This is a genomic window from Bacteroidota bacterium, assembly GCA_016183775.1.
Taxonomy (GTDB): domain Bacteria; phylum Bacteroidota; class Bacteroidia; order JABDFU01; family JABDFU01; genus JABDFU01.
Genome location: JACPDY010000048.1, coordinates 48,523 through 71,191, shown reverse-complemented (window position 1 = coordinate 71,191; position 22,669 = coordinate 48,523). Strand labels below are relative to the sequence as shown.

General features: G+C 39.3%; 13 protein-coding genes. 4 read left to right on the top strand and 9 right to left on the bottom strand.

The annotated features are described in order from the left end of the window. Nucleotides 1-230 precede the first annotated feature (230 nt). The 5 genes from HYU69_06550 to HYU69_06530 all read right to left on the bottom strand — a co-directional run bounded on the left by HYU69_06550 (nt 231) and on the right by HYU69_06530 (nt 7,569). Complete coding sequence (locus HYU69_06550; GenBank protein ID MBI2270006.1) at nt 231-1,265, bottom strand: hypothetical protein; 1,035 nt, start codon at nt 1,263-1,265, stop codon at nt 231-233. Next, the gene (locus HYU69_06545) at nt 1,228-3,291 is read right to left on the bottom strand and encodes a thioredoxin domain-containing protein (protein ID MBI2270005.1); all 2,064 of its coding nucleotides are present in this window, start codon (nt 3,289-3,291) and stop codon (nt 1,228-1,230) included. Before HYU69_06545 ends, HYU69_06550 begins: the two co-directional genes overlap by 38 nt. Before the next feature lie 234 nt (nt 3,292-3,525). Further along, the gene (locus tag HYU69_06540) at nt 3,526-5,613 is read right to left on the bottom strand and encodes a dihydrofolate reductase (GenBank protein MBI2270004.1); all 2,088 of its coding nucleotides are present in this window, start codon (nt 5,611-5,613) and stop codon (nt 3,526-3,528) included. A gap of 6 nt (nt 5,614-5,619) precedes the next feature. Further along, nucleotides 5,620-6,081: an LEA type 2 family protein gene (locus HYU69_06535; GenBank protein ID MBI2270003.1), complete on the bottom strand. Its 462-nt coding sequence runs from the start codon at nt 6,079-6,081 to the stop codon at nt 5,620-5,622. A gap of 114 nt (nt 6,082-6,195) precedes the next feature. After that, complete coding sequence (locus tag HYU69_06530; protein ID MBI2270002.1) at nt 6,196-7,569, bottom strand: dipeptidase; 1,374 nt, start codon at nt 7,567-7,569, stop codon at nt 6,196-6,198. Between the two features lie 170 nt (nt 7,570-7,739). Here HYU69_06530 and HYU69_06525 point away from each other — a divergent pair, with 170 nt between their 5' ends. After that, complete coding sequence (locus HYU69_06525; GenBank protein ID MBI2270001.1) at nt 7,740-10,163, top strand: immune inhibitor A; 2,424 nt, start codon at nt 7,740-7,742, stop codon at nt 10,161-10,163. Here the strand turns inward: HYU69_06525 and HYU69_06520 are convergent, their stop codons facing one another. After that, nucleotides 10,164-11,729 carry a hypothetical protein gene (locus HYU69_06520; GenBank protein ID MBI2270000.1) on the bottom strand — a complete coding sequence of 522 codons (1,566 nt, stop codon included), beginning with the start codon at nt 11,727-11,729 and terminating at the stop codon, nt 10,164-10,166. It abuts the gene before it with no gap. Nucleotides 11,730-11,899: 170 nt separating this feature from the next. Between HYU69_06520 and HYU69_06515 the strand changes: the two genes are divergently transcribed. Beyond that, nucleotides 11,900-15,577 carry an SBBP repeat-containing protein gene (locus tag HYU69_06515; GenBank protein MBI2269999.1) on the top strand — a complete coding sequence of 1,226 codons (3,678 nt, stop codon included), beginning with the start codon at nt 11,900-11,902 and terminating at the stop codon, nt 15,575-15,577. Nucleotides 15,578-15,655: 78 nt separating this feature from the next. On the opposite strand, the gene HYU69_06510 is transcribed toward HYU69_06515, so the two are convergent. Together HYU69_06510 and HYU69_06505 are read right to left on the bottom strand one after the other, a co-directional pair. Then, nucleotides 15,656-16,672, bottom strand: coding sequence for an SPASM domain-containing protein (locus HYU69_06510; protein ID MBI2269998.1), 1,017 nt, complete (start codon nt 16,670-16,672; stop codon nt 15,656-15,658). A gap of 166 nt (nt 16,673-16,838) precedes the next feature. Further along, on the bottom strand, nt 16,839-18,449 hold the full coding sequence (locus tag HYU69_06505; protein MBI2269997.1) for a T9SS type A sorting domain-containing protein: 1,611 nt from the start codon (nt 18,447-18,449) through the stop codon (nt 16,839-16,841). Nucleotides 18,450-18,686: 237 nt separating this feature from the next. Between HYU69_06505 and HYU69_06500 the strand changes: the two genes are divergently transcribed. Further along, nucleotides 18,687-20,132 (top strand): hypothetical protein, encoded by a 1,446-nt coding sequence (locus HYU69_06500; protein MBI2269996.1) that lies wholly within the window; start codon nt 18,687-18,689, stop codon nt 20,130-20,132. A 35-nt stretch (nt 20,133-20,167) separates the two neighbouring features. On the opposite strand, the gene HYU69_06495 is transcribed toward HYU69_06500, so the two are convergent. Next, a complete protein-coding gene (locus tag HYU69_06495) occupies nt 20,168-21,343 on the bottom strand; it encodes a hypothetical protein (GenBank protein ID MBI2269995.1) in 1,176 nt (391 codons plus the stop codon). A gap of 367 nt (nt 21,344-21,710) precedes the next feature. Between HYU69_06495 and rfbA the strand changes: the two genes are divergently transcribed. Then, entirely contained in the window at nt 21,711-22,574 is an 864-nt protein-coding gene (rfbA, locus tag HYU69_06490; protein ID MBI2269994.1) for a glucose-1-phosphate thymidylyltransferase RfbA, read from the top strand. The last annotated feature ends 95 nt before the right edge of the window (nt 22,575-22,669 follow it).

Here is a 22,669-nt window from a genome sequence, read left to right as displayed (position 1 = left end):
ACTATACATTCAACTCATTGGATGCAGTTGATGATAAACTTGAAAAAGCCTTGAGGGAATTACATAATGAAAAGGAAAAAATGAAATCGCTTTGTAATTTTAACTGGATTTATTAAGCATCTTGATAGCGGTTTGGTATTATTTCTAATTACTTAATGAAAAAAGGGAAAAATGTCATCAAGGGACCAGCAGAAAAGGATAAAAAGGCTGAAGCGAAACTTGTTTACCCCTCAATAACAATCATACTCATACCTCGCTATCGCTATCGAAGCATTTTTATGATCACGGCTTACATCCGATTCGAGGAATTTGGTTGTTTTATCGTAGATGTAGCTAATGTCCTTAGTTTTAATCCCATCTTTAAATATATGTATGCCATTAAATGTATCCGCTTCGCCGGGATCATATTCAAACGATTCATGCGATGAATAACCATCGTTGCTCGACAATTTTTTATCCAGCAGGTATCCTTTGGAGTTGTATTTATAGGTGTTTCGTTCTTTTATCCATGTAACAACAAAATCAAATGCTTCTTCGGTCACTTGTCCTTTGTCATCTGAGTATACAATACCCTCTTTATACACGCGGCCTTCATCATTTAAAAACCTTTTTTTTGTCTGTCCTGCCGCCATTTTTTCGTAGGTAAAACCTTCGATGGATAAGACAGTTTGCATGCCGGTTTTAAAATCACGTATATTTTCCGCGCTGTTAACTTCCCGTATCACGGTTTCCTTTTTTACCACACCGGAATCGTTGTATTCATAGTAATGGCTCCTGAATACTTCACGGCCAATAATAGAGTTGCGTTTAATGGTCATCCTGTTCTTGTTGTCGTAGGTGTAAAAAACGAATGTAGTGTCATACAAATAACTGTATTCGGTTTTGTAAAAAGGTACCCGTTTTCCTTTTCTGGTGTACGTGTAATCCAGCACTTCATTTTCAGTTGTGGCTTTTATCTCGGTTGTGAAGCTGTATGTTAAGTTCCCGGCAGTATCAAATTCATAGTATTCCATCAATCCTTTATCGATTATCATCTGGTTATCGGGCTTGGTAGAAATGTGCTTGGTGACCGACTTTATTTTATTTGCTTTTATGAATGGCGCGTTGAAACTGATGACGAGTGATTTAGCTTCATTAAGTATAGGGCTAATGATCTGTGCATGGGATGAGATATTAATCAGTAGGGGTAGTGTAGAGAAAAGACAAAGTCGGATTATGAGAAAATAATCAGTTATTCCGGATAAAAGCAAGTGCTTCCTCAACATCTTCAACCGGCTTTTGGCATGTATTGTTCTTACAAACATAGATCAGCGTTCTGCCTTCGACATACCTGTTCATTAACAAGGGGATCGGGCTTGTAGTTCTGTTTCCTGCAAATATCATGTTTGGTAAGTAGTATTTGTCGAAGAGCTTCTTTTTTTCATCAACATCTTTACCAACAATGACCACTTCATAAAATGGAGTGGTGAAATTCAGTAATAACATGCACCAATTCGAATATCCCGCGCCATATTGTGGTATGTCGCGTATTACATTGTTTAGCATTTGTTTACTCATGGCAATATAAGTGCTGTTACCAAGGTAATGGCCAAGAGTAAATAATGACGCGGCTATGCAGGAACATGAAGCAGGAATAACATTGTCGGATACTTCCATTTTCCGGGTAATTAGCGCTTCATCCATATCTGAAGTGAAGTAAAACATGCCGCTTTGGGAGTCGTAGAAATGTTCAATGGCATGCTCCATCAGTTTTTTCGAACTATTCAGCCATTGTTCATCGAAAGTAGCCTGGTACAGCGTTAAAAACGCTTCAATTGTAAACGCGTAATCTTCAAGAAACCCATTTATAGTTGAACGGCCATTTTTGTAGGAATGACAAAGATTTCCGTCACTTTTTAACTGTTTATCAAGTATAAAGCGGGCATTTTTCAGCGCTGACTGAAGAAATTCATTTTCTCCAAACACACGATAGGCATCAACCAAACCTTTCAGCATTAATGCATTCCATGATGTCAGGCTTTTGTCATCAAGTCCGGGTTTTACGCGTTTCGCCCTGGCGGTTAACAATTCTTTTTTTATCTGCCTGATTTCCTTTTTCAATTCATCAATACTGATATTAAATTGTTTAGCAATTTCAGCATCGGTTTTGTTGCGCAGTAATATGTAATTATTATGCTCCCAGTAACCCAATTCATTTACATTAAAATATTCCGCGGCTAATTCATATTTGCTGCCCAAAACGCTTTTTAATTCGTTTTTTGTCCATACATAATATTTTCCTTCAACACCTTCGCTATCCGCGTCAATAGCGGAGTAAAAGGCTCCTTCGGGTGAGGTGAGTTCCCTTTTTACGAATTCAATTGTTTCATGTGCAACTTCTTTATAGAGGTCATTGTCCGTTGCCTGGAAAGCTTCCGAATAAAGCGAAACAAGTTGCGCGTTGTCATACAGCATTTTTTCAAAATGGGGTACCTTCCACAACATGTCAGTTGAATAGCGTGCAAAGCCACCACCAACCTGATCGTATATTCCTCCAAAAGCCATTTTTTGTAAAGTGAGATTTACATGTTTTAATAATCCTGCACTCTCCCCTCCTTCGACTGCGCTCAGGTCAAGTTCGGGGCGAGCCGGAGAGAGGCCTTGTCGCAACAAAAACTTATAATTATTAGGCAAAGGAAATTTCGGCGCGCGATTGGGTCCGCCTTCTTTATTGTCAAATCGTTGTTTCCAATTGTCTACTGTTTGATGAAGTGTTTCGATCGAGAGCGGTGAATCTTCTTTATTTGCAGAAATAAGTTCTGCACGTTGCACGCCTTCGGTAAGTTGCGCCGCGTAATCGAATATTTTATCTCTGTCGTTTTTCCAAAGGTCGGCCAGGTTGAGTAATATGTTTTGCCATTGCTGTTTTTGAAAATAAGTGCCGCCATAAACGGGCCTGCCATCGGGTAATACAAAACAATTGAGCGGCCAGCCGCCATGACCTGTCATCAGTTGAACGGCCGTCATATATACCTGGTCAACATCGGGACGTTCTTCGCGATCAACTTTTATATTGATGAAATGATCGTTCATCAACTGTGCGGTTTGTTCATCCTCAAAACTTTCGTGTTCCATAACATGGCACCAGTGACAGGCGGAGTAGCCAATGCTAACCAATACCAACTTATCTTCTTTTTTAGCAAAGTCAAACGCTTCTTTGTTCCAGGCGTGCCAGTTCACTGGATTGTGAGCATGCTGCAGTAGGTAGGGACTTGTTTCGTTTATAAGAGAGTTGGTGTAATTCGAATACATCGTTTTTAATCAGGAGATTGAAGATATTAAACATGAATTGAAAAAAAGCTTGCCACCAAGCTCAAAAGCACCAAACCGCACTAAGTGTTTGCCAATAATTATTGTAGGGTTTTGCCGCGTAAATGATTAAGTAAATTTCATCAAATTATTTAGCGAGTTACCTGGGTTTTTAGTGGGGTTTGGTGCTTTTGTGTTTTGGTGGCATTTTGTTTATTAACCCAACCTGTAATTTGATTAATTTTCAACCGGCAGTAAAGAATATTTTTTCCCGTATTCCATCATCTGCTCCACAAAATCCATTGGGTACTCAATTTTTACATCAACAATCCGGGCGCCATCCACTACCGGTATTAATTTAGGCTGAATAAAACCGGCGTAGGGAGGAATATTCAACTTGTTATAACGTTCAAGGACTTCACTATGCAGAGCTTTGTCTATTTTAACACCATAATTTTCCACCAGGTCGTGTCCCGCTTTATAATCTCCTTCCGACTTAATGCGTTGTATTTCCCGCAGCAGATCCCCAAATAGTGAACGGAGTTTGTTGTAATCGTTAATGACAAAAAATGTTTTCCCATCTTTTTGTTTTTTCTCAACCACCTTTTCTTTCGAGCCTTTTTCCATAGCCCATTTGCAGATAAGTTGCCTGTTACGCATATGCGCTTCTTCGATCTCGTAGCCCAATTTTATACGCGACAATTGTATCATCAGGCCCCGTCCGATGTATTCGTCATAAGCCGCTTTGCCATATTCAAGTGAAGGCATTACGCCGATATCAATCAGTTTCTGATCCATTAGGTAATACAGGGCGACAAGGTCGGCGCGTGCTTCTTCTAAGGTGGAGGAGTAGTTTTTTAATGTTTCATGCGGCTGTCCAATACCCTTATTTATTTGACCTGAAGCATGTCCGATAACCTCGTGCATATCGGTATGAAGAATATCCGCAAAGGGCGCATATTTTTTTACACGTTCTTTAGTTAAATCGTCAAAATAAAATTCATCAACAATGCCTGATCCCGCCGAATGGTCAAGACTTTCAACAATATTGCCAAGGTTTACGGATTTGGAACCATGAGTGGCGCGTATCCATTCGTTGTTTGGTAAATTAATCCCGATCGCGCTTGAAGGCGCGGCATCACCGCATTCAACCACTACATTAATGACCTTGGCTGTAATGCCCTGTACATCTTTCTTTTTGTGACCATCCATAATAGGGGAGTGATCCTCAAACCATTGGGCCTGGTCGCCGATAGCTTTTATACGTTTACTGGCTTCCATATCTTTAATGGATACGACCGCTTCAAATGATCCTTTTTTTCCGAGCGGATCATCATACACTTCGATAAATCCGTTTACGACATCAATTACGGACTGTACATCTTTAACCCATGCAATATTGTAATCGTCAAAATCTTTCAGGTCGCCGGTTGTATAATAGTGGATGAGTTTATCCAATGCGTCTTTTTGTTCAGGGTTTTCGGCAAGGGCACTTGCTTTTTTCAGCCAGTAAACTATTTTTTCAATGGCTGCAGTGTACATGCCGCCAACCATCCATTTTTTTTCAATGATAGCGCCGTTCTGTTTTACCAGTTTTGAGTTAAGGCCGAGCATGAGGGGAGTCTTGGAGTCTTTGTCAGTCATTTTTTCGTAAAACGCAATGACTTCTTTTTGAGTAACACCTTCGTAAAAATTTACGGCTGATGAGGTGAGAAGATCATTTTTAGGATCGAGATTTACTTTTTTAGACGCAACAGTTGAGTCGAAGAGGATAGGGGTAATGCGTTCGATGAATTCAGCTGGTTTCTCAGTTCCTTTAAGAGGAAGTTTGGCCGTATTTGATCCTTTGATAAGTTCTGCAAAGTACTCTTTGCTTATTTCGGGAATGATCTTGTCGTTACTGTAGTGATGATGCATACCATTGGAAAACCAAAAGCGTTTGGCGTACACCAGGAATTTTTTATAGTCATCTGTGTTTTTATCACTCTTGAACGTACCAATGATCGTTTCAATGGTTTTACGGATCGTTAAGTTATACTTGTAGTTTTGATCAAAGTATATATCACGGCCGCACAAAGCAGCTTCATATAAGTAATACACCATTTCTTTTTGTTTCAACGTAAGCTCGTTAAAGCCGGGTACGTTGTATCGCAATATGCGCAGGTCGGAGAACTGTTCAACCTGGTAAACGAAATTCGAATCAATAACCGGCGCCTGAGTTGTTTTCGTGCTGTCTTGTGTTTCAGTGGCTTGCTTAATATTGTTTCCGCATCCTGTTGCAATAGCCAGAGGAAGTATAAGGCCTGCAATTTTCAATAGGTTCATAATTGTTTATTTAAATAGTGGTACACGTTGTTTATTATCAATAGGGAATTTCTTTCTGTAAAAAAACTTGCCGGCTTTAATATTGCCTTTAATACTGATATTGGCTGTTTTGCTCGTTGCCATAGATAATAAGCCACTCAGCCCACCCCCGTTTAACAGGTTATCAAATTTTCCAGCGACAACAAAAGTGTAAGTTTCTTCGGTGTTTGGTTTTATCCTGATCTTCTTTTTCAGTCTTCCTTTACCCAGGGAATTATCATTCATCATTACATCAACATTGCTCCTGTATATTTTAAACCCGATCTTATTCGGATTATTGATCCGCACATCAATTTCGGCTTCTATACCATCCTTGTCCATTTTTGAAATACGTGTCTGTTCAATTTTGGAAACTTTTACATCTTTCCATTCGGTGCAGGAAGTGAAGAGTAATGTTGTGGTGAAGAAAACAGTTTGGAAATATTTCATAAAAAGCTTTTCATAAAAATTTTAAGTTGGCAAATTGCAGTTTGTAGTTGGCAATCATTGTCTTTTGCCAACTGCCCATTGCCCACTTTTTAACTTCTGCAAACTGCCAACTTTTTACTTCCTGCTCATCTCCGCGTAATTCTTAAAGAACAAGGGAATAGTTTCAATGCCTTTGAAGTAGTTAAAAACACCGAAGTGTTCGTTAGGTGAGTGGATAGCATCTGTGTCTAACCCGAAGCCCATTAAAACCGATTTCAGTCCAAGTACACTTTCAAACAATGCAACGATCGGAATGCTTCCGCCACCGCGAGTAGGAATTGGTTTTTTACCAAACGTTTCTTCCATGGCTTTGCTCGCCGCTTTAAATGCAATTGAATCAGCTGGTGTAAGAACAGGTTCTCCTCCATGATGGGTTGTTACTTTTACTTTTACTGATTTCGGGGCGATTGATGCAAAATGTTTGGTGAAAAGTTCCGCGGTCTTTTCTGAATTTTGCCCCGGCACCAGGCGCATACTTATTTTAGCGGATGCTTTTGAAGGTAAAACTGTTTTAGCGCCTTCTCCGGTATAGCCGCCCCAGATTCCGTTTACATCCAGTGTAGGACGGATGCCGGTGCGTTCGATAGTAGAATAGCCTGTTTCACCATGTATATCATTGATCGCAAGATCTTTTTTATAATTCTCTAAATTGAAAGGAGCTTTGGCCATTTCGGCCCTCTCTTCTTTACTAAGCTCCATAACATCATCATAAAAACCGGGGATAGTGATATGGTTGTTCTTATCTTTCATTGACGCGATCATTTCGCATAATATATTGATCGGGTTGGCAACAGCTCCGCCATAAACTCCCGAATGCAGGTCACGGTTAGGGCCGGTTACTTCAACTTCCATATAACACAGTCCGCGCAGGCCAACATCAATGGAGGGCGTATCATTACCAAGAATAGATGTGTCGGAAATTAAAATGACATCACCTTTCAGGCGTTCTTTATTATCTTTTAAGAATTGACCAAGATTAGCCGAGCCAACTTCCTCTTCTCCTTCAATCATAAATTTTACATTGCAGGGCAGGCTGTTTGTTTTGAGCATGGTCTCGAACGCCTTTACGTGCATGTACATTTGGCCCTTATCATCACACGAGCCACGGGCGTATATCTTCCCGTCTTTTACAACAGGTTCAAAAGGAGGGGAGGTCCATAAATTGATCGGATCAGCAGGTTGAACATCATAATGCCCGTATACTAATACGGTGGGTAATTTGGGGTCGATCATTTTTTCGCCATAAACCACGGGGTATCCGGCAGTTTCGACCAACTCCACTTTATCGGCTCCTGCCGCGATCAGTTTCGCTTTCACGGCATCGGCCATTTTTAAAACATCGGGTTTGTATTTGCTGTCGGCGCTTACAGAAGGTATGCGAAGGAGTTCAAGCAGTTCGTTAAGAAAACGCTGCTCATTGGTTTTAATATATTCTTTTGTTTCGCTCATTGCGGACGTGTTTACTGTGCTCATAGGTTTTAAATTTAGAACCCGAAATTAAGTAATAAATAGCAATTTTGATGCTAATTCGGCAGGTGATTTATCGGTCAAATTACTTTGAACTTGAGCTGCTTTATATTACATTTAAATCAAAGCGATTTAATCGTAATTCAACTCTCATGTCATTATTCAAATTGATAACAGGCGCTGTTGCTGGTATTGTTATTTCTGCGACTTCAATAACAGCGCAAACGGAGCAATATTCACGTGTAAAGATATATGCAGACGATAATGGTTTAAAGCGATTGGCGGAAGCCGGGGTGGGTTTTGATCATGGTGAGTATAAAAGGGGGCAGTATTTTATTTCCGACTTTTCCGCTTCCGATATTTCAATATTTAAATCCCTTGGAGCAAAATACGAGATTCTTATCAATGATGTTTCTCAATATTATGTTCAGCAAAATATATCCAGTGCTACTCAAAAAGTGTCGGGTGGTGTTGCATCAAATGCCTGTGGAAAAATATCTGATTTCCAGACACCTGTAAATTTTAAACTGGGTTCAATGGGCGGATTTTATACTTACGCCGAGCTATTGGCCAATCTTGATACAATGGCTGCAAAATTTCCGTCTGTTTTTAAAGCCAAAACCGCTATCGGTTCCGCCACCACTGTTGGCGGAAGATCACTTTATTATGTAAAAATTTCAGACAATCCCAATGTTGATGAGTCTGAACCCGAATTGCTTTATACAGCCCTTCATCATGCGCGTGAGCCGGCCTCTGCTTCACAGGTCATTATGTATATGTATTACCTGCTGGAAAATTACAATACAAACCCTGAAGTGAAATTCCTGGTTGATAACACTGAAATGTATTTTGTTCCCTGCATTAATCCTGATGGTTATATACACAATCAAACTACGAATCCTAATGGTGGCGGAATGTGGAGAAAAAATCGCCGTAATAATGGGGATGGAACTTATGGCGTTGACTTAAACCGCAACTATGGTCAGTCATGGGGGTATGATAATTCTGGTTCATCCGGTAATACCAACTCAGATACATACCGTGGTGCTTCGGCTTTTTCCGAGGCTGAAACGCAGATCATAAAACAGTTTTGTGAAAGCCGGCAGTTCAAATTGGCTCTTAACTATCATACCTATAGTAACCTGTTGATCTATCCCTGGGGCTATAAAAGTGATTTTTTCACGCCCGACTCAACTGTTTATAAAGCTTACGCAAAGGAAATAACCCGGGAGAATAATTATAGATATGGCACCCCCAATCAGACTGTGGCGTATGTTGCCAATGGTAGCTCTGATGATTGGATGTATGGGGAGCAGGGAACAAAAGCAAAGATACTTGCCATGACACCCGAAGCGGGTGCAGTGAATGATGGTTTTTGGCCGGCGCAGAATCGGATTGTGGATATATGTAAGGAGAACATTGCGCAGAATTTACATTTTGCCGAACTGGCGGTAAAATATGCTGTGGTAAGGCAGCAATCTCCAAAAATTGTAAGTAAACTATCAAATTATTTGGTGTATGATATTCAGCGCTTGGGTCTTGATAGTCCTGCTACTTACACTGTTACTTTAACACCGGTTACGTCTAATATTATTTCCGCAGGCAGCCCTAAATCATATTCAACATTAAAGCGCATTGAACAGCGTACAGATTCGATCTCTTATTCATTAATTACAGGAGTTACAGATGGAGATAAATTAATTTTTGTTCTTTCGGTAAATAATGGTTCATATATAATAAGAGACACCATTACTAAAATTTATGGAATGCCGGTTACTACCTATGCGACAGATGCCGGTTCATTGGTCGACTGGACTTCGCCCGGCTGGGGAACCAGTACAAGTGTTTACCATTCAGCTCCATCATCCATTACAGACAGTCCTATTGGTAATTATCCGGATGGGACCATGCAAAATTATTGGGTAAGTTCCATTGAACAATCGAAGACGGTTAACTTAACGGATGCAGTTTATGCTGAAATGACTTTTTGGGCCCGCTGGGCGATTGAAGCGAATTACGATTATGTGGAAGTAAATGCCTCTTCCGATGGTGGAGCAAACTGGTCGCCTTTATGTGGTAAGCATACCATTCCCGGTAATATAGCACAGGACCCCAACAATCCTGTTTATGATGGATACCAATATACATGGGTTAAAGAATCAATTGATCTGAGCGATTATATTGGCCAGAATATTTTAATAAGATTTACATTGGTTGCCGATCCGGGGACAAATTACGATGGATTTTATTTTGACGACCTGGATATTGTGAAGATCGTACCCAAACCTTTAGGGGTAAATATGGCCGCGCAAATCAACTCTTTTATAGCAGTTCAGATTTACCCGAACCCTGTTAATGAATCGGCTAAAGTTAATTTTATGCTTCCTCAAAATGTTGCTGCAGCCAATTTAGTTCTGTACGATGCTTTGGGCAGGATGGTTGATGATAAGCAATTGCTTGCGGACCAATCGGGTGTTACAATCAGTACGCAAAGACTAAGTCCCGGAGTGTATTATTATCAGCTTGTTGCTGGAGGTCAGTATTCTGAAATGAAAAAGATGGTGGTGGTAAGGTGATTATGCCAAAGCTTTTTGCTGAGCTTTTTCACGCAGGATTTCTAGTAGGGGTTTGTTTTGTATTTTACTTTCTATCCAGGAAATGAAATCAAAGAATGACCCTCCGGCTTCCGGAAAAAATGCTGATTTGGGAGGCAACCGAAGTAATTCATTTTTCCATTTTTCAAAGACTTTCTTTTCCTCCTTTTTATTGGCTGCTTCGGAAATATTTCGTTCAAAATAATTCAAAATACATTTGTCGTAGTCTGAAATTGTGCCATTAACTTTAATCAAATGGCGTTGCGCTGATTTTGATAAGTATGGCAAAGGTTCGCGTTTGTTCAGTTCGAAATTAATTATGAGCATTAATAATCGGGCGTATTGTTGAATGTCTATTCTGTTACTATTATTTGATGCGATAACTTTATTTACAAAACCCAAAGCTTCTTTAAATTGTGCTAACAAAAAATGCGCAGTAATTAGATTTCCATGGAGGATAAGAATGGTAATAGAACTTGAGGCTTTGTAAGCAGCACTTATTTTCAATTCTGCCCATGTTTGCAGTGCTTTTTTTGGGTCTGGCACTTTTAATTGGATAGAAATGTAAGTGCCAAAGAGAATAGCTAATACCGACATCAGTTTTTCGGTCTTTTCAGCCGGAGGAAGCGATTGAACAAATTGTTGTGCCTTTTTAAAATAATTTTCCGATTCATTCTTATTACCCAAAGCTGAAAGACTGATAAGTATATCATTCAGCCCGCCCAGGTAATTTATTTTACGGTTTATTAGCTTTAATTTATCCTTTTCAAGAAAACATATCCAGGCCTTTTGCCCATTGTATATATCCTCAGTTATCTCGTTAAGTAACATCGCACAGCGGAATTTAATTGAGTAAAAATATTTTAACGATTCGTAGGTGATTGCGCTGGTAGAATTTTGCAATAAAGGATGCCGGAGTATCTGCCTCAGCGCATCAACACTATCATTAATCATTTCACCTGAATGTGTACGTTCTATGGGTTCAATTTGAAGTGATAAGTTTTCGTATTCGGTAATATTATCGAGACATTTTACATATTCTCGTTTTTTATCAATTTCTTTTTTGATGTAACTCTCAAATACTGCGGCATCTGATTTTAAAAACAGAATTCTTTGTTCCAGTCTTGAAATACTGAGCAAATATTCATAGTATTCATAGTCATAAGCTATTTTTTTCGCTTTCAACAAAAGCTTAGATGCAAGGTCCAACAGTTTCTTATCGAGTAATACATAAATACGATTGATCAATTGTTGCAGTTGAACCACTTCGTTCATGTCGGAATGAAAATCTGTCAGGCTTTTTAATATGACTTCGGTAACACGCCTTTTGGACTCCTTAATATTGTTATTAAACCCTGCCCTTTTAAGGTTCGATTTCAGTAAATTGTCGTTGTATACCTTCATTTTATCAAGTACATTAAACATTTTAATGTAACCCGATGACAAGGTGCTGTCCCTTTTTTTCGCGCTAAATGCTTTAAAATAGACCTTTTCCTGGGTGGTGAGTGATTTTATAAGTAAGAATAATTCATCTGATGAGGTTTTCATTTTCAATGATTTATCTCACTAATGTAAGCATTTAACAAGTTTAAATCTATTCGACAATTTATAAATATTGGGTAACTTACCATCACGATAGCTTGCTTTTTGAATAATATTGATTTGATTTGTGGAGCACGATTAGCTACACTTGCATTGGATTACTACCATTTATTCTCATGGCATCAATGAAACAAAAGGATTATGCATTACAAAAATTGAAGATAATTTTTTTCATAAAATTACTTACCGTTGTCGTTGGCAGCAGCTTAGCCCAAAGTAATATGGTAGCGGGAAGTAAGCAAAATGATCCACGGATGCAAGGTGCCAGGCCTTCTATTAGGGGAAATGGACTATGCTTTACTCCCAACAAAGGCCAAATTGCCGATAGGAACGGCAAGCTTTGCCCTGATGTATTATACAAAGGTGATGACGGTGGAACTGATATATACTTGCGAAAAACCGGCATAAGCTATGTACACAATAACATGGGCGAAGTACAGCACGAAATTGATGAACAGGTGGAGGAATTAATAAAAGCCGGCATTATAACTGAAGCCGACGAACACAAAAGGAAAGAAGAGTTAATGCAAAAGGAAAGCATAAAAGTACACCGAGTTGATATGGACTTTGCCAACTGCCTGCCTGCCGGCCAGGCAGGCAATGAAAACATAAAACAGCTAAATGAAGCCGAAGTAGATGGCTATACCAATTACTATTACGCCCACTGCCCACAAGGAATAACCAATGTAAAACAATACAACAAAGTAACGTATAAAAATATTTACAAAGGCGTTGACGTATGCTATTATGGCGAGAAGCAAAATGGAATTAAGTACGACCTTATCGTACACCCACATGCGGATCCCAACCAAATAAAACTAAACTGGAAAGGCGCGAAAAGCATGCACCTTAACCACGATGGCAATTTAGTTATTAAAACAAGCGTAAATGAGTTTTACGAATCTATTCCAAAGGTTTACCAAAACATTAACGGAAAAATCATTAATGTAAAAGCCCGATATGTGCTAAATGGCACAACAGTGAACTTTGAACTTGGAACCTGGAACCCGACACTCCCCTTAGTCATTGACCCCTGGGCCACTTATTATGGGGGAATGGGTACAGAGATGAGCGGTGGCATCGATACCGATAATTTGGGAAATGTGCTTATTACAGGACATACTTATTCTCCCAGCTTTCCTGTAATTGCTGGAGGCTATAGCCAACCATTTGGTGGGATGCAAGATGTTTTCGTCGTGAAATTTAGTACTATCGGCACTCCCTTGTGGTCAACTTTTTATGGTGGCGGCAGCGATGAGTCTGGTAATGACATCGCATCGGACAATGCTAACAATATATACATTACCGGAACTACTTCATCTCCCACATTTCCTGTTTTTGCCGGAGGTGGATATTCCCAATTATTTAAAGGGATGCAGGATATTTTTATTGTGAAATTTAATTCTGCCGGGATTCGTTTAAACGCAACGTTTTATGGCGGAAGTTCATTTGACACAGGCGAGGGTATTGACATTGATAATAATGGCAATATATTTATAACAGGAACTACCGGTTCATTCGATTTCCCAATTCTAACTCCAGGCGCTGCATACGCGCAGCCATTAGGATTTATTGATATTTTCGTTGTGAAATTTGACAATACAGGAACTCTAATATGGTCAACTTTTTATGGGGGTGGCGGAGCCGATGATGGCACAAGCATCGCCACAGACATTACAGGTAATGTATTTATTACAGGGTCTACTGAAGATAATAGTTTTCCGATCTTTGCAGGGACAGGCTATATTCAGGGTTGTCTTGCTTTTCTACATACTGTCGTTATAATAAAATTTGATAATGGAGGTGTTCGTCAATGGGCCACCTGCTATGGAGGAAGTGGTGTTCGGGATGATAGCTCTGATATTACGATAGACAATGCCAATAATGTGCTTATTTCTGGGACAACTCTTTCTGCTGATTTTCCAGTCCTTCCGGCAGGTGGATATTCTCAGCCATATGGAGGAATGGGTGATGCATTTGTAGCGAAGTTTAATAATTTGGGCGTTCTTTTATGGGCAACATTTTATGGCAGCACACAGGCTGAATTTGGATTTGGGGGTGTTGCCACAGATTTGAATAATAATATTTACCTGCTTATGGAACCTGAAGATATGGCTGTTCCTGATCTAGTTGATCCTTGTTCATATCAACAGGTATTTAACGGAGGTGCGACTGCAACATTTCCAGAAGATCAGTTAATTGTTAAATTTAATTCTGTCGGAAAAAAAGTATGCGCAACATATTTAGGAGGTACAGGACACGATGATCTTGATGGATACCCATATGGTGCAGGCGGAATAGCCATTTTTGGGAATTCATTATACATTACAGGTTTTACTGATGGCGGATATCCAGTTACACCAGGAGCCGCGCAAACTGTTTTTGGCGGAGGTTATGATGTCTTTGTTACTTCCTTATGCACCAACATTTGTGAGGGCAAGATACTTGCTTTAGATTATACTGCAAACACAACAAGTGTATGTGCAAATGCACCCGTTACATTTACCCCATCAGTATCCAATTCCTGTGATCTTACAGGTTACACTTACCAATGGACATTTTCTGGTGGAACCCCATCCACTTCTACTGCTGTAACCCCAACAATTACATTTTCCGATATAGGTACGCATGATGTTCAGTTAACTGTTACAACTCCCTGCAAAACTGCGAACCTTACCAAGTCAGCCTCTGTTACGTCTTGCGGTGGCATAACTGCCAATGTAAACTCTGCAACACTATGTAGTGGGGCAACACCATGCCCAACCCTAACAGCAACAGGTGGCAGTGGTACTGCACCATATACTTATTTATGGTCACCAGGCACAGGGCTAAGCGCAACAACCGGAAGCTCAGTAACCGCCTGCCCAATAACCACTACCAATTATACCGTAACTGTAACAGATAATACAGGAACAACTGCTACATCAACAGCAGTAGTTACAGTAAATTCAGCCGTAACACCAACATTTAATAGCGTAGCAGCCATTTGCGCAGGCGCAACACTCGCATCACTACCAACAACAAGCAACAACGGCATAACAGGCACTTGGAGTCCTGCGCTAAATAATACCACCACTACCACCTATACATTTACACCAACAGCCGGGCAATGCGCTAACACTGCAACATTAACCATTGCAGTAAATACAAGCGCTACCCCGACATTTAATAGTGCAGCAGCCATTTGTTCAGGAGCCACATTGGCTGCATTACCAACAACAAGTAACAACAGTATAACAGGTACCTGGAGTCCTGCACTAAATAATACTGCAACTAATACCTACACATTTACACCAACCGCCGGGCAATGCGCTAATACTGTAGCATTAACCATTGTAATTAACCCCACAGTTAACGTAACAACAACCCCAACCCACATAACATGCAATGGCTTGGGTAACGGAAGCGCAATAGCCAGTGGCAGTGCGGGAACGGGGGTGTATACGTATAGTTGGAGTACTTTGGTTTCAGGCTCAACGGTTTCAGGTTTGACAAGTGGTAGTTATTCTGTTACAGTTACTGACTCAAAAGGCTGCACCTCAATATCTACAACTACAATACTTGTACCAGCACCCTTGATTGGCCAATTTACCAAAGGCACCGCCAACTGCATTGGTTGTAGCTGCAAAGAATGGATAATGGTAAATGCTTTAGGTGGCACAAGCCCTTACACTTATTTGTGGCCGGATGGATATACCAAGAGGTATAAAAATCAACTTTGCCCGGGAAATTATAAAATAAATATTACTGATAAAAATGGATGTAGTGTGAATGTTAATTTGATTACACCTTGAGGTTCTTAGTTGTTGGTTGACATTTGACAGTTTGTGATTCACCAACAACTGACAACCAATAACCAATAACATTTTTCATTACGCCCAAACCTTTGTCCCTTCACTGCAATTCGAGCAGATATCAATTTCTTTGCGTGATCGCAAAACAGCCGAGCGGAATTTTGTATAAGCAGGATTTTTCCAGAGCTCTTTAAATGGCAGTTGTTTCAGGTCGCCCATCTGGTGCTGAGCGTCTTTATCAAAACAACAGGGCACTACCAATCCATCCCAGGTTATAACTGTTGAGCTCCATAATCTCCAGCAATGATTATTCAGCGTATTTTTTATTTCGTACGTTCCGTCATTTTGTTTTTTGTAACGGGAATACTTTTCATTTGCGGGAATTAATGAATGTCCATTTTTGTGATCATACACCTGTGCTGTTTTAAAGCGCACTTCATCAACTCCAAGCTCTTTGGCCAATTGTTTTATTTCTTCTGTTTGATGCTCATTAGGCTTTACAACCAGGAACTGAAAAATAACATGAGGGGTTTTTGAGTTTAATTCCCTTTTCCACTTAATTATGTTTTTTGTTCCTTCAATTACTTTTTCCAGGTTGCCTCCCACACGATAGGACTGATAGGTTTCCTGCGTTGTCCCGTCGATAGATATGATCAGGCGATCTAATCCGGATTCTATAGTTTTTTTTGCATGCTCATCATCCAGGTAATGTGCGTTAGTGGAAGTAGCAGTATATATTTTTTTTGAGGAAGCATACTTCACCATATCTAAAAATTGCGGATTCAGATAAGGTTCGCCCTGGAAATAAAAAGTGAGGTAATACGTGTTTTTATATAATGCATCAATGGTTTGTTTGAAAAAATCCTGCGTGAGCATTCCTGTCGGCCGGGTGAATTCGCGTTTGCCGCTGGGGCATTCGGGGCAGCGCAGGTTACACGATGTTGTAGGTTCAATAGCTATACTGATCGGCAATCCCCATTGAAAAGGTCTTAATGTGAGTTTTGAAAGATAATAACCAGAAGTTACCTTCGCCGCATTAATGCCGCGTGTAAAGGTGAGTTTTGATAGGAGGTTTATGTTGTCTGTAAACGACATGTGTTAAAGCTAATAAAAAATTAACTCAAAGTTTTACTATTTCGCTTTCAACAAAAAGCCCCCTCAATTACGAGGAGGCTCTTGTTTACTCTGGCAAAATGCTATCGTCAGCTTCAAATTTATTTTTTGATTTATTTATTGCCCTCTGCCAACTGCCAATTGCTTTCTACCTTATTACATTCACTTGTTTTATTATCCTCTCTTGCGAAGTCGTAACTGATAGGTAATACGTACCAGCAGGTAAAGTTTGCGCATCAATCACAACTTTATTGCCAATTGCATTCGTTTGCGACCAAACCGTTTCGCCGATAATATTTACCAGTTTTAATTCTTTAACATCAGCATTATTAAGTTCGAGATTAATTAATCCCGATGCAGGATTTGGATAAATACGAACTGCAGCATCAGCCTTGTATTTGTTAATGCTCATTGGGTCTGCATTTTCAACAACAACGGAGCTCGATACTACATTAAGAGGGATCAATGTTTCATCATTACTTATTGCTTTTATCTGAACCGCATCAAGTGTAAGTGTTTTGTAAATTTTTGAAGCTGCTTTCAGGGAAATATCATCTTTCATAGTTATGCTCAGATCGCCGATCTTGCCAAATCCTGAAATATTTGTATGATCGATACGGGTAATACCTACGTCCAGACGTCCCATTGAACCAAAGTTTTTAGTTATGTAGATCAGATCTGTGCCGTTTGTGCCTAACCACGAGCCATTAAGCGACAAACTTAATTTTGTTGTGTCAACTATTTTCGGATCGTAAGTAATGCTAAAGGCTAAGCCATAAACGCCGTTTGCCTGGTTAGTATTTGAACCTAATGATATTGGTACATTAACTGTTGTTCCCGATAAAGCCGTGTCAGTCGGAATCGAGAAAGCCAGATCAGGCAGGCCGTTTATATATTCGGGGTTTGCTAATTTAAGCGCATGGGTTAAACCGTAGTTTTGTTTAACTGCAGTTGTGTCAGAGGCATTAATTGTGCCGTTGCCGTTGCAGTCAACATGTTTATAGTTTGTTCCATTAGTTAATGAATTCGACCAATTTGAAGCTCCACCCTGTCCACCCCAATAAATTGATGCGCCGGGCCGGCCAGATCCAGTTGATCCATAACCAACTCCTATTGCGAGGATATCATTGTTATTGGCTATAAGGTCTCTGTTTGCATCACCTGGCCATACTAAATTGCAAGAGTCATCAATAAAAGTAGTAGCTGTCCCACTGCACCCGTTATTATCGGTTACGGTAACCATATAACGTCCGCTATCAAGAGTACTGATAGCCTTAGTAGTTGCGCCATTATTCCAATTATAAGTATAAGGTCCAGACCCTATGTTTGGAATGATATTCGCACTTCCATTACTTGCTCCACATGAAGGGCTGATGGAAGAGATGAAACCGGCATTGTTCCCAGCGCCGCTTAGTAACACTGTAATTACAGCTGTTTCAGTAGCAGTAGAGCCTACTGCATCAGTTACCGTTACTGTATAAGTTGTGGTTGTACCCGGGCACGTGTTAATATTTTGTGTAGTGGCTCCATTGCTCCAATTATAGTAATGTGGAGTAGTTCCTCCCGCAGTAACCAATTGAATTGTACCGCAATTCCCCGGACAAATATTAGGATTAGTAACGGTTAATACCAGAGGTTGAGCATTTAATGCAGAGCACGTTAAAATATAAAATGTTAACCCGCCCGTGAGAGCGATTATCGCTTGTCGCAATCTGCTTTTGGAATATACAATGTTATTCCTTTCGTTGTTGTTTTTCATTTTTCGATTTGTTAAGTTAATTAATTCCATTTGTTTTTTAGTATTTGTTTGCTTTTCATTTTGCTTATTTAATGTGAGCCAATTGTACACTTGTTTCACGATACAAATATGAGGGGACTTACTTGTTAAATAAATTACATTTATTTATATTTGTGAATATTATTATTTATATATAAATAATATAAATAATTAATAATCAATATTTTATATATCAATACTTATTTAAAAAATAGTTAATTGAATAATTCAAAACTAATAGAATTGTATAAAAGCCTTGATTCTATTGAGAAAAGACGGTTCAGGGAATACATCGAATCACCTTTTTTCAATTCAAACAACTCTGTTGTAAAACTTAATAGATATATATTGGATTCTGTTGGTGCTGATAAGGATAATGAGCCCGACAAAATAAGGGCGTATTATTATTTATTCGGGAAAGAAAATTACAACGATCAAAAAATAAGAGATGTGATGAGTTTCCTGATGCGCCACCTCGAAGCTTTTGTTTCGTATTTAAAATTTGAGAAAGATGAATTATTGCAGAAGGAACTGTTGATGGTTGAATTACGTGAAAGAAACCTCGATAAACATTTCATAAGCAATACAAATGAGTATTTAAAAAAGATACAGGAGAAAAAACTTAATGATTCAGATTATTTTTATGAGAGGTATACATTGGAAGGAGAGCGCGATCATTATTTTATGACAAAGGAAGTTCGTAAAAGTAATGAGAGCCTGCAGCAAAAGTCCGACAGTTTAGATGCTTTTTATCTCTCAGAAAAGCTGCATAGTTTATGCGAAATGGTGAACCGGAAAAATATTATTGCCGCAAATTATAATTTGAACATGCTGGATGAGTTGCTTGCCTATATAAGCAAGCACATTAAGATATTTCAATCTATTCCTGCCATATATATATATTATAAGATATTATTAAGTCTTTTGGAAGAAGAAGTCCCGCAACATTTTATAGAATTAAAACATTCGCTTGAGAAACATTTCAAAGAATTCTCAAAAGATGAAGCAAGGCAAATGTTTGATTATGCGCAAAACTATTGCATAAAGAAGATCAATAATGGCAAACAGGAATATGTTAAGGAAATATTTTCTATTTACGAGTCGTTATTAGAGAGCGAAATAATATTTGTCGATAAATATTTGTCACAATGGGATTACAAAAACATTGTTTCTATTGGTGTAAAGCTTGAAAAATATGATTGGACAAAGACCTTTATTGAAAAATATAAGGATCGCATTGCGCCTGAGTTCAGGCAAAATGCGTACGAATACAACCTTGCTGTGTACTATTACAATAAGAAGGATTATAAAAGCGCGCTTAAATTATTGCAACGGGTTGAATTCACGGATGTATATTATCATATTGGGGCGAAATCCATGCTGCTTAAAATATATTATGAGATGAATGAAGTAGAGCCATTTTATTCTCTCATCGATGCGTATAAAATATACTTGGTAAGAAATAAAAAGATATCCATCTATCAACGCAAGGGCCACCAGCATTTAGTGAAGTATACCAGGCAAGCTTTCGATTTAAAATTACGGAACTCATCAGCTTCAAATACGGCTTACGAAAAGGCAGTTAAAAAATTAAAAAGCCGGATTATAACCAATCAAAATGACGCGAACCTTACCTGGTTGTTGGAAAGGGTGGAGGAGTTGTAGTTGATTAACCTTGAACTTGGAACCCGGACCTTTTCTTAATACAACAAATTTTTATTCGCCCAGATAATATCCTTTACTCTCGCCTTCAACGCTTGTCCCGCGTTCAGTATCATTGCGGGGCTTGGAGGGAAGGGGGCAGGCCCGGAACCCAATCTGGATTTAGTTTCAGGCTTTAGGGCGTTAAGGTCGCCTTCGGCTCTCGATGCGTGGTTCTCAAAAATATTTTCGGCTACTATATTTTCCGCTTTTATAAGCTGCTGGGTATTATTGTTTATATAATCAAGTGTGCCGGTAATGACCGCCTTTTTCAATTGGTGAATTTCGTTCACTTTGCAAAAAATAGTTTTTGTTTTAGGTAATTTAAGATCGTTTCCGGATGTATCTTTTCTTACGTTTCCTTTTGCATCCAACAGGTATTGAAACCCATCGGGCACTTCTTTCGATTCTACAAAGGAATTTTCTTTCACTTGTTCAGGACTCACATCGATCACTTTCATGTTTACCCAAATCGTGTAATCATATTTTCTTCCTTCAACAGCTTTCACATCGTATTGCAGCCAGGTCCGATTCAATTCCTGGAGGGTTATTTTTGTTAATTCATCTTCAAAATTTGCAGGCAAAGGAATACCCGATCTGTTCTGCATTTTATAAAGCACGTAACTTACCCCCATTGCATAAGCGCGTTTGATCTGATCGTTTACATCTTTGTAATTCGGATAAAGGGATTGTACATTTCTTAATTTTTCATAGGCATTGCGTGAATCCGAACGTGTGCCCTTTTCAAGCAGTTGCATCGCGGCGGCATAATCGTACTCGGCGGTTTTTTCTTTGGCAGTGATAAGCTCCGCATTCACATCAATAAATTCAAAGTTCGCGTTACGGTTTTGTGATTTAATGAACAAAGGCAGAAGCGGCCTTACAACATTCTGACGATTATTGATCTGCATATAAATAAGGTAAATGTCATTCCAGTTCTCAGGGCGTCCTTCCTGTTTCAGAAAGTTGATCCGGGAATTGTCTCTCGCCGCGGCTTTTTTGAACGCTTCTTCAAGAGTAAGTATTTGCTTTTCGTTCTTCTTATCCTTGATCAATTTTCGGGTGGCGAGACCAATAGCGGCATCGTAATTACCGCTGTTGAGCAATTTTTTTGAATTCTGGCAGGAAACAAAAAGTATCCCGAGAGCAAGTAATGAAATGTAAAATCGGTTCATAAAATCAACTATTTAATGTTCGGATTTCAAATATTGGGCCAATTTAGATTCTTAAAATAAGCACAATTTGGCAAGTATTTTAACATAAGCGTATATATCTGCAAAAAAACACCTTTTTCCTGATAATGACCCCATAAAACACGTAATTTTAGTTCTTTATCTCTATTTAATATGTGGGTTGCAGATAGGAGCGATATTGAATCAGGCGTATAAGAAGTATGATCAGCAGTTTTTTAATGGTCGCAGTTTTAATTTGCAGTGCATGGAAGTTAGTAATCAGAATGGCGATGTAAAAGATCAGGCCGGATACTTTCGACAATTATTTTAAAAGAGAAAATAGAGGAACCATAATATACAGGATAAAAAAATGAAGGGAATTATATTAGCCGGGGGCTCAGGAACCCGTTTGCATCCGCTCACCCTTGCCGTGAGCAAGCAGCTAATGCCGATCTACGATAAACCTATGATCTATTACCCATTGTCGGTATTGATGATGGCGGGCATTAGGGACATACTTATCATATCTACGCCTTTAGACCTGCCAAACTTCGAGCGCTTGTTAGGCGATGGCAAAAGTCTTGGGTGCAGTTTTAACTATGCGGTGCAGGAAATTCCGAACGGACTGGCACAGGCTTTTGTTATAGGTGAAAAGTTTATCGGAAAAGATAAGGTTGCCCTTATCCTGGGTGATAATATTTTTTTTGGAAGCGGCCTGCAAACGCTGCTTCGCGAGAATAATGATCCCACAGGAGGTGTTGTATTTGCTTATCACGTATCAGATCCTGAGCGTTATGGAGTTGTTGAGTTCGATAAGGATAATAAAGCATTATCCATTGAAGAGAAGCCCAAAAAACCCAAATCAAACTTTGCTGTGCCAGGCTTGTATTTTTACGACAATTCGGTTATTGAAATAGCGAAACAACTAAAGCCAAGTGGGCGCGGTGAGTATGAAATTACCGATGTGAACAAACATTATTTGAGTACTGGCAGGCTGAAAGTGGGGATCCTTAACCGCGGTACAGCCTGGTTGGATACCGGAACTTTTTCATCATTGATGCAGGCATCACAATTTGTTCAGGTCATACAGGAACGCCAGGGTTTGCGCCTCGGATGTATAGAGGAAGTTGCATTCCGGATGGGTTATATTGGAAAAGACCAGCTTCGCAAATTGGCTGAGCCATTGATAAAAAGCGGTTATGGTACATATTTGTCGGATATAATTGAACAATAAATTAAAGGGAATGAAATAGCCATCATGCCAAAAGGCGTGACCAACTGAAAATGAACCTGTGTGCCGATAGGCATTTGACAAACAGTAACTTATAT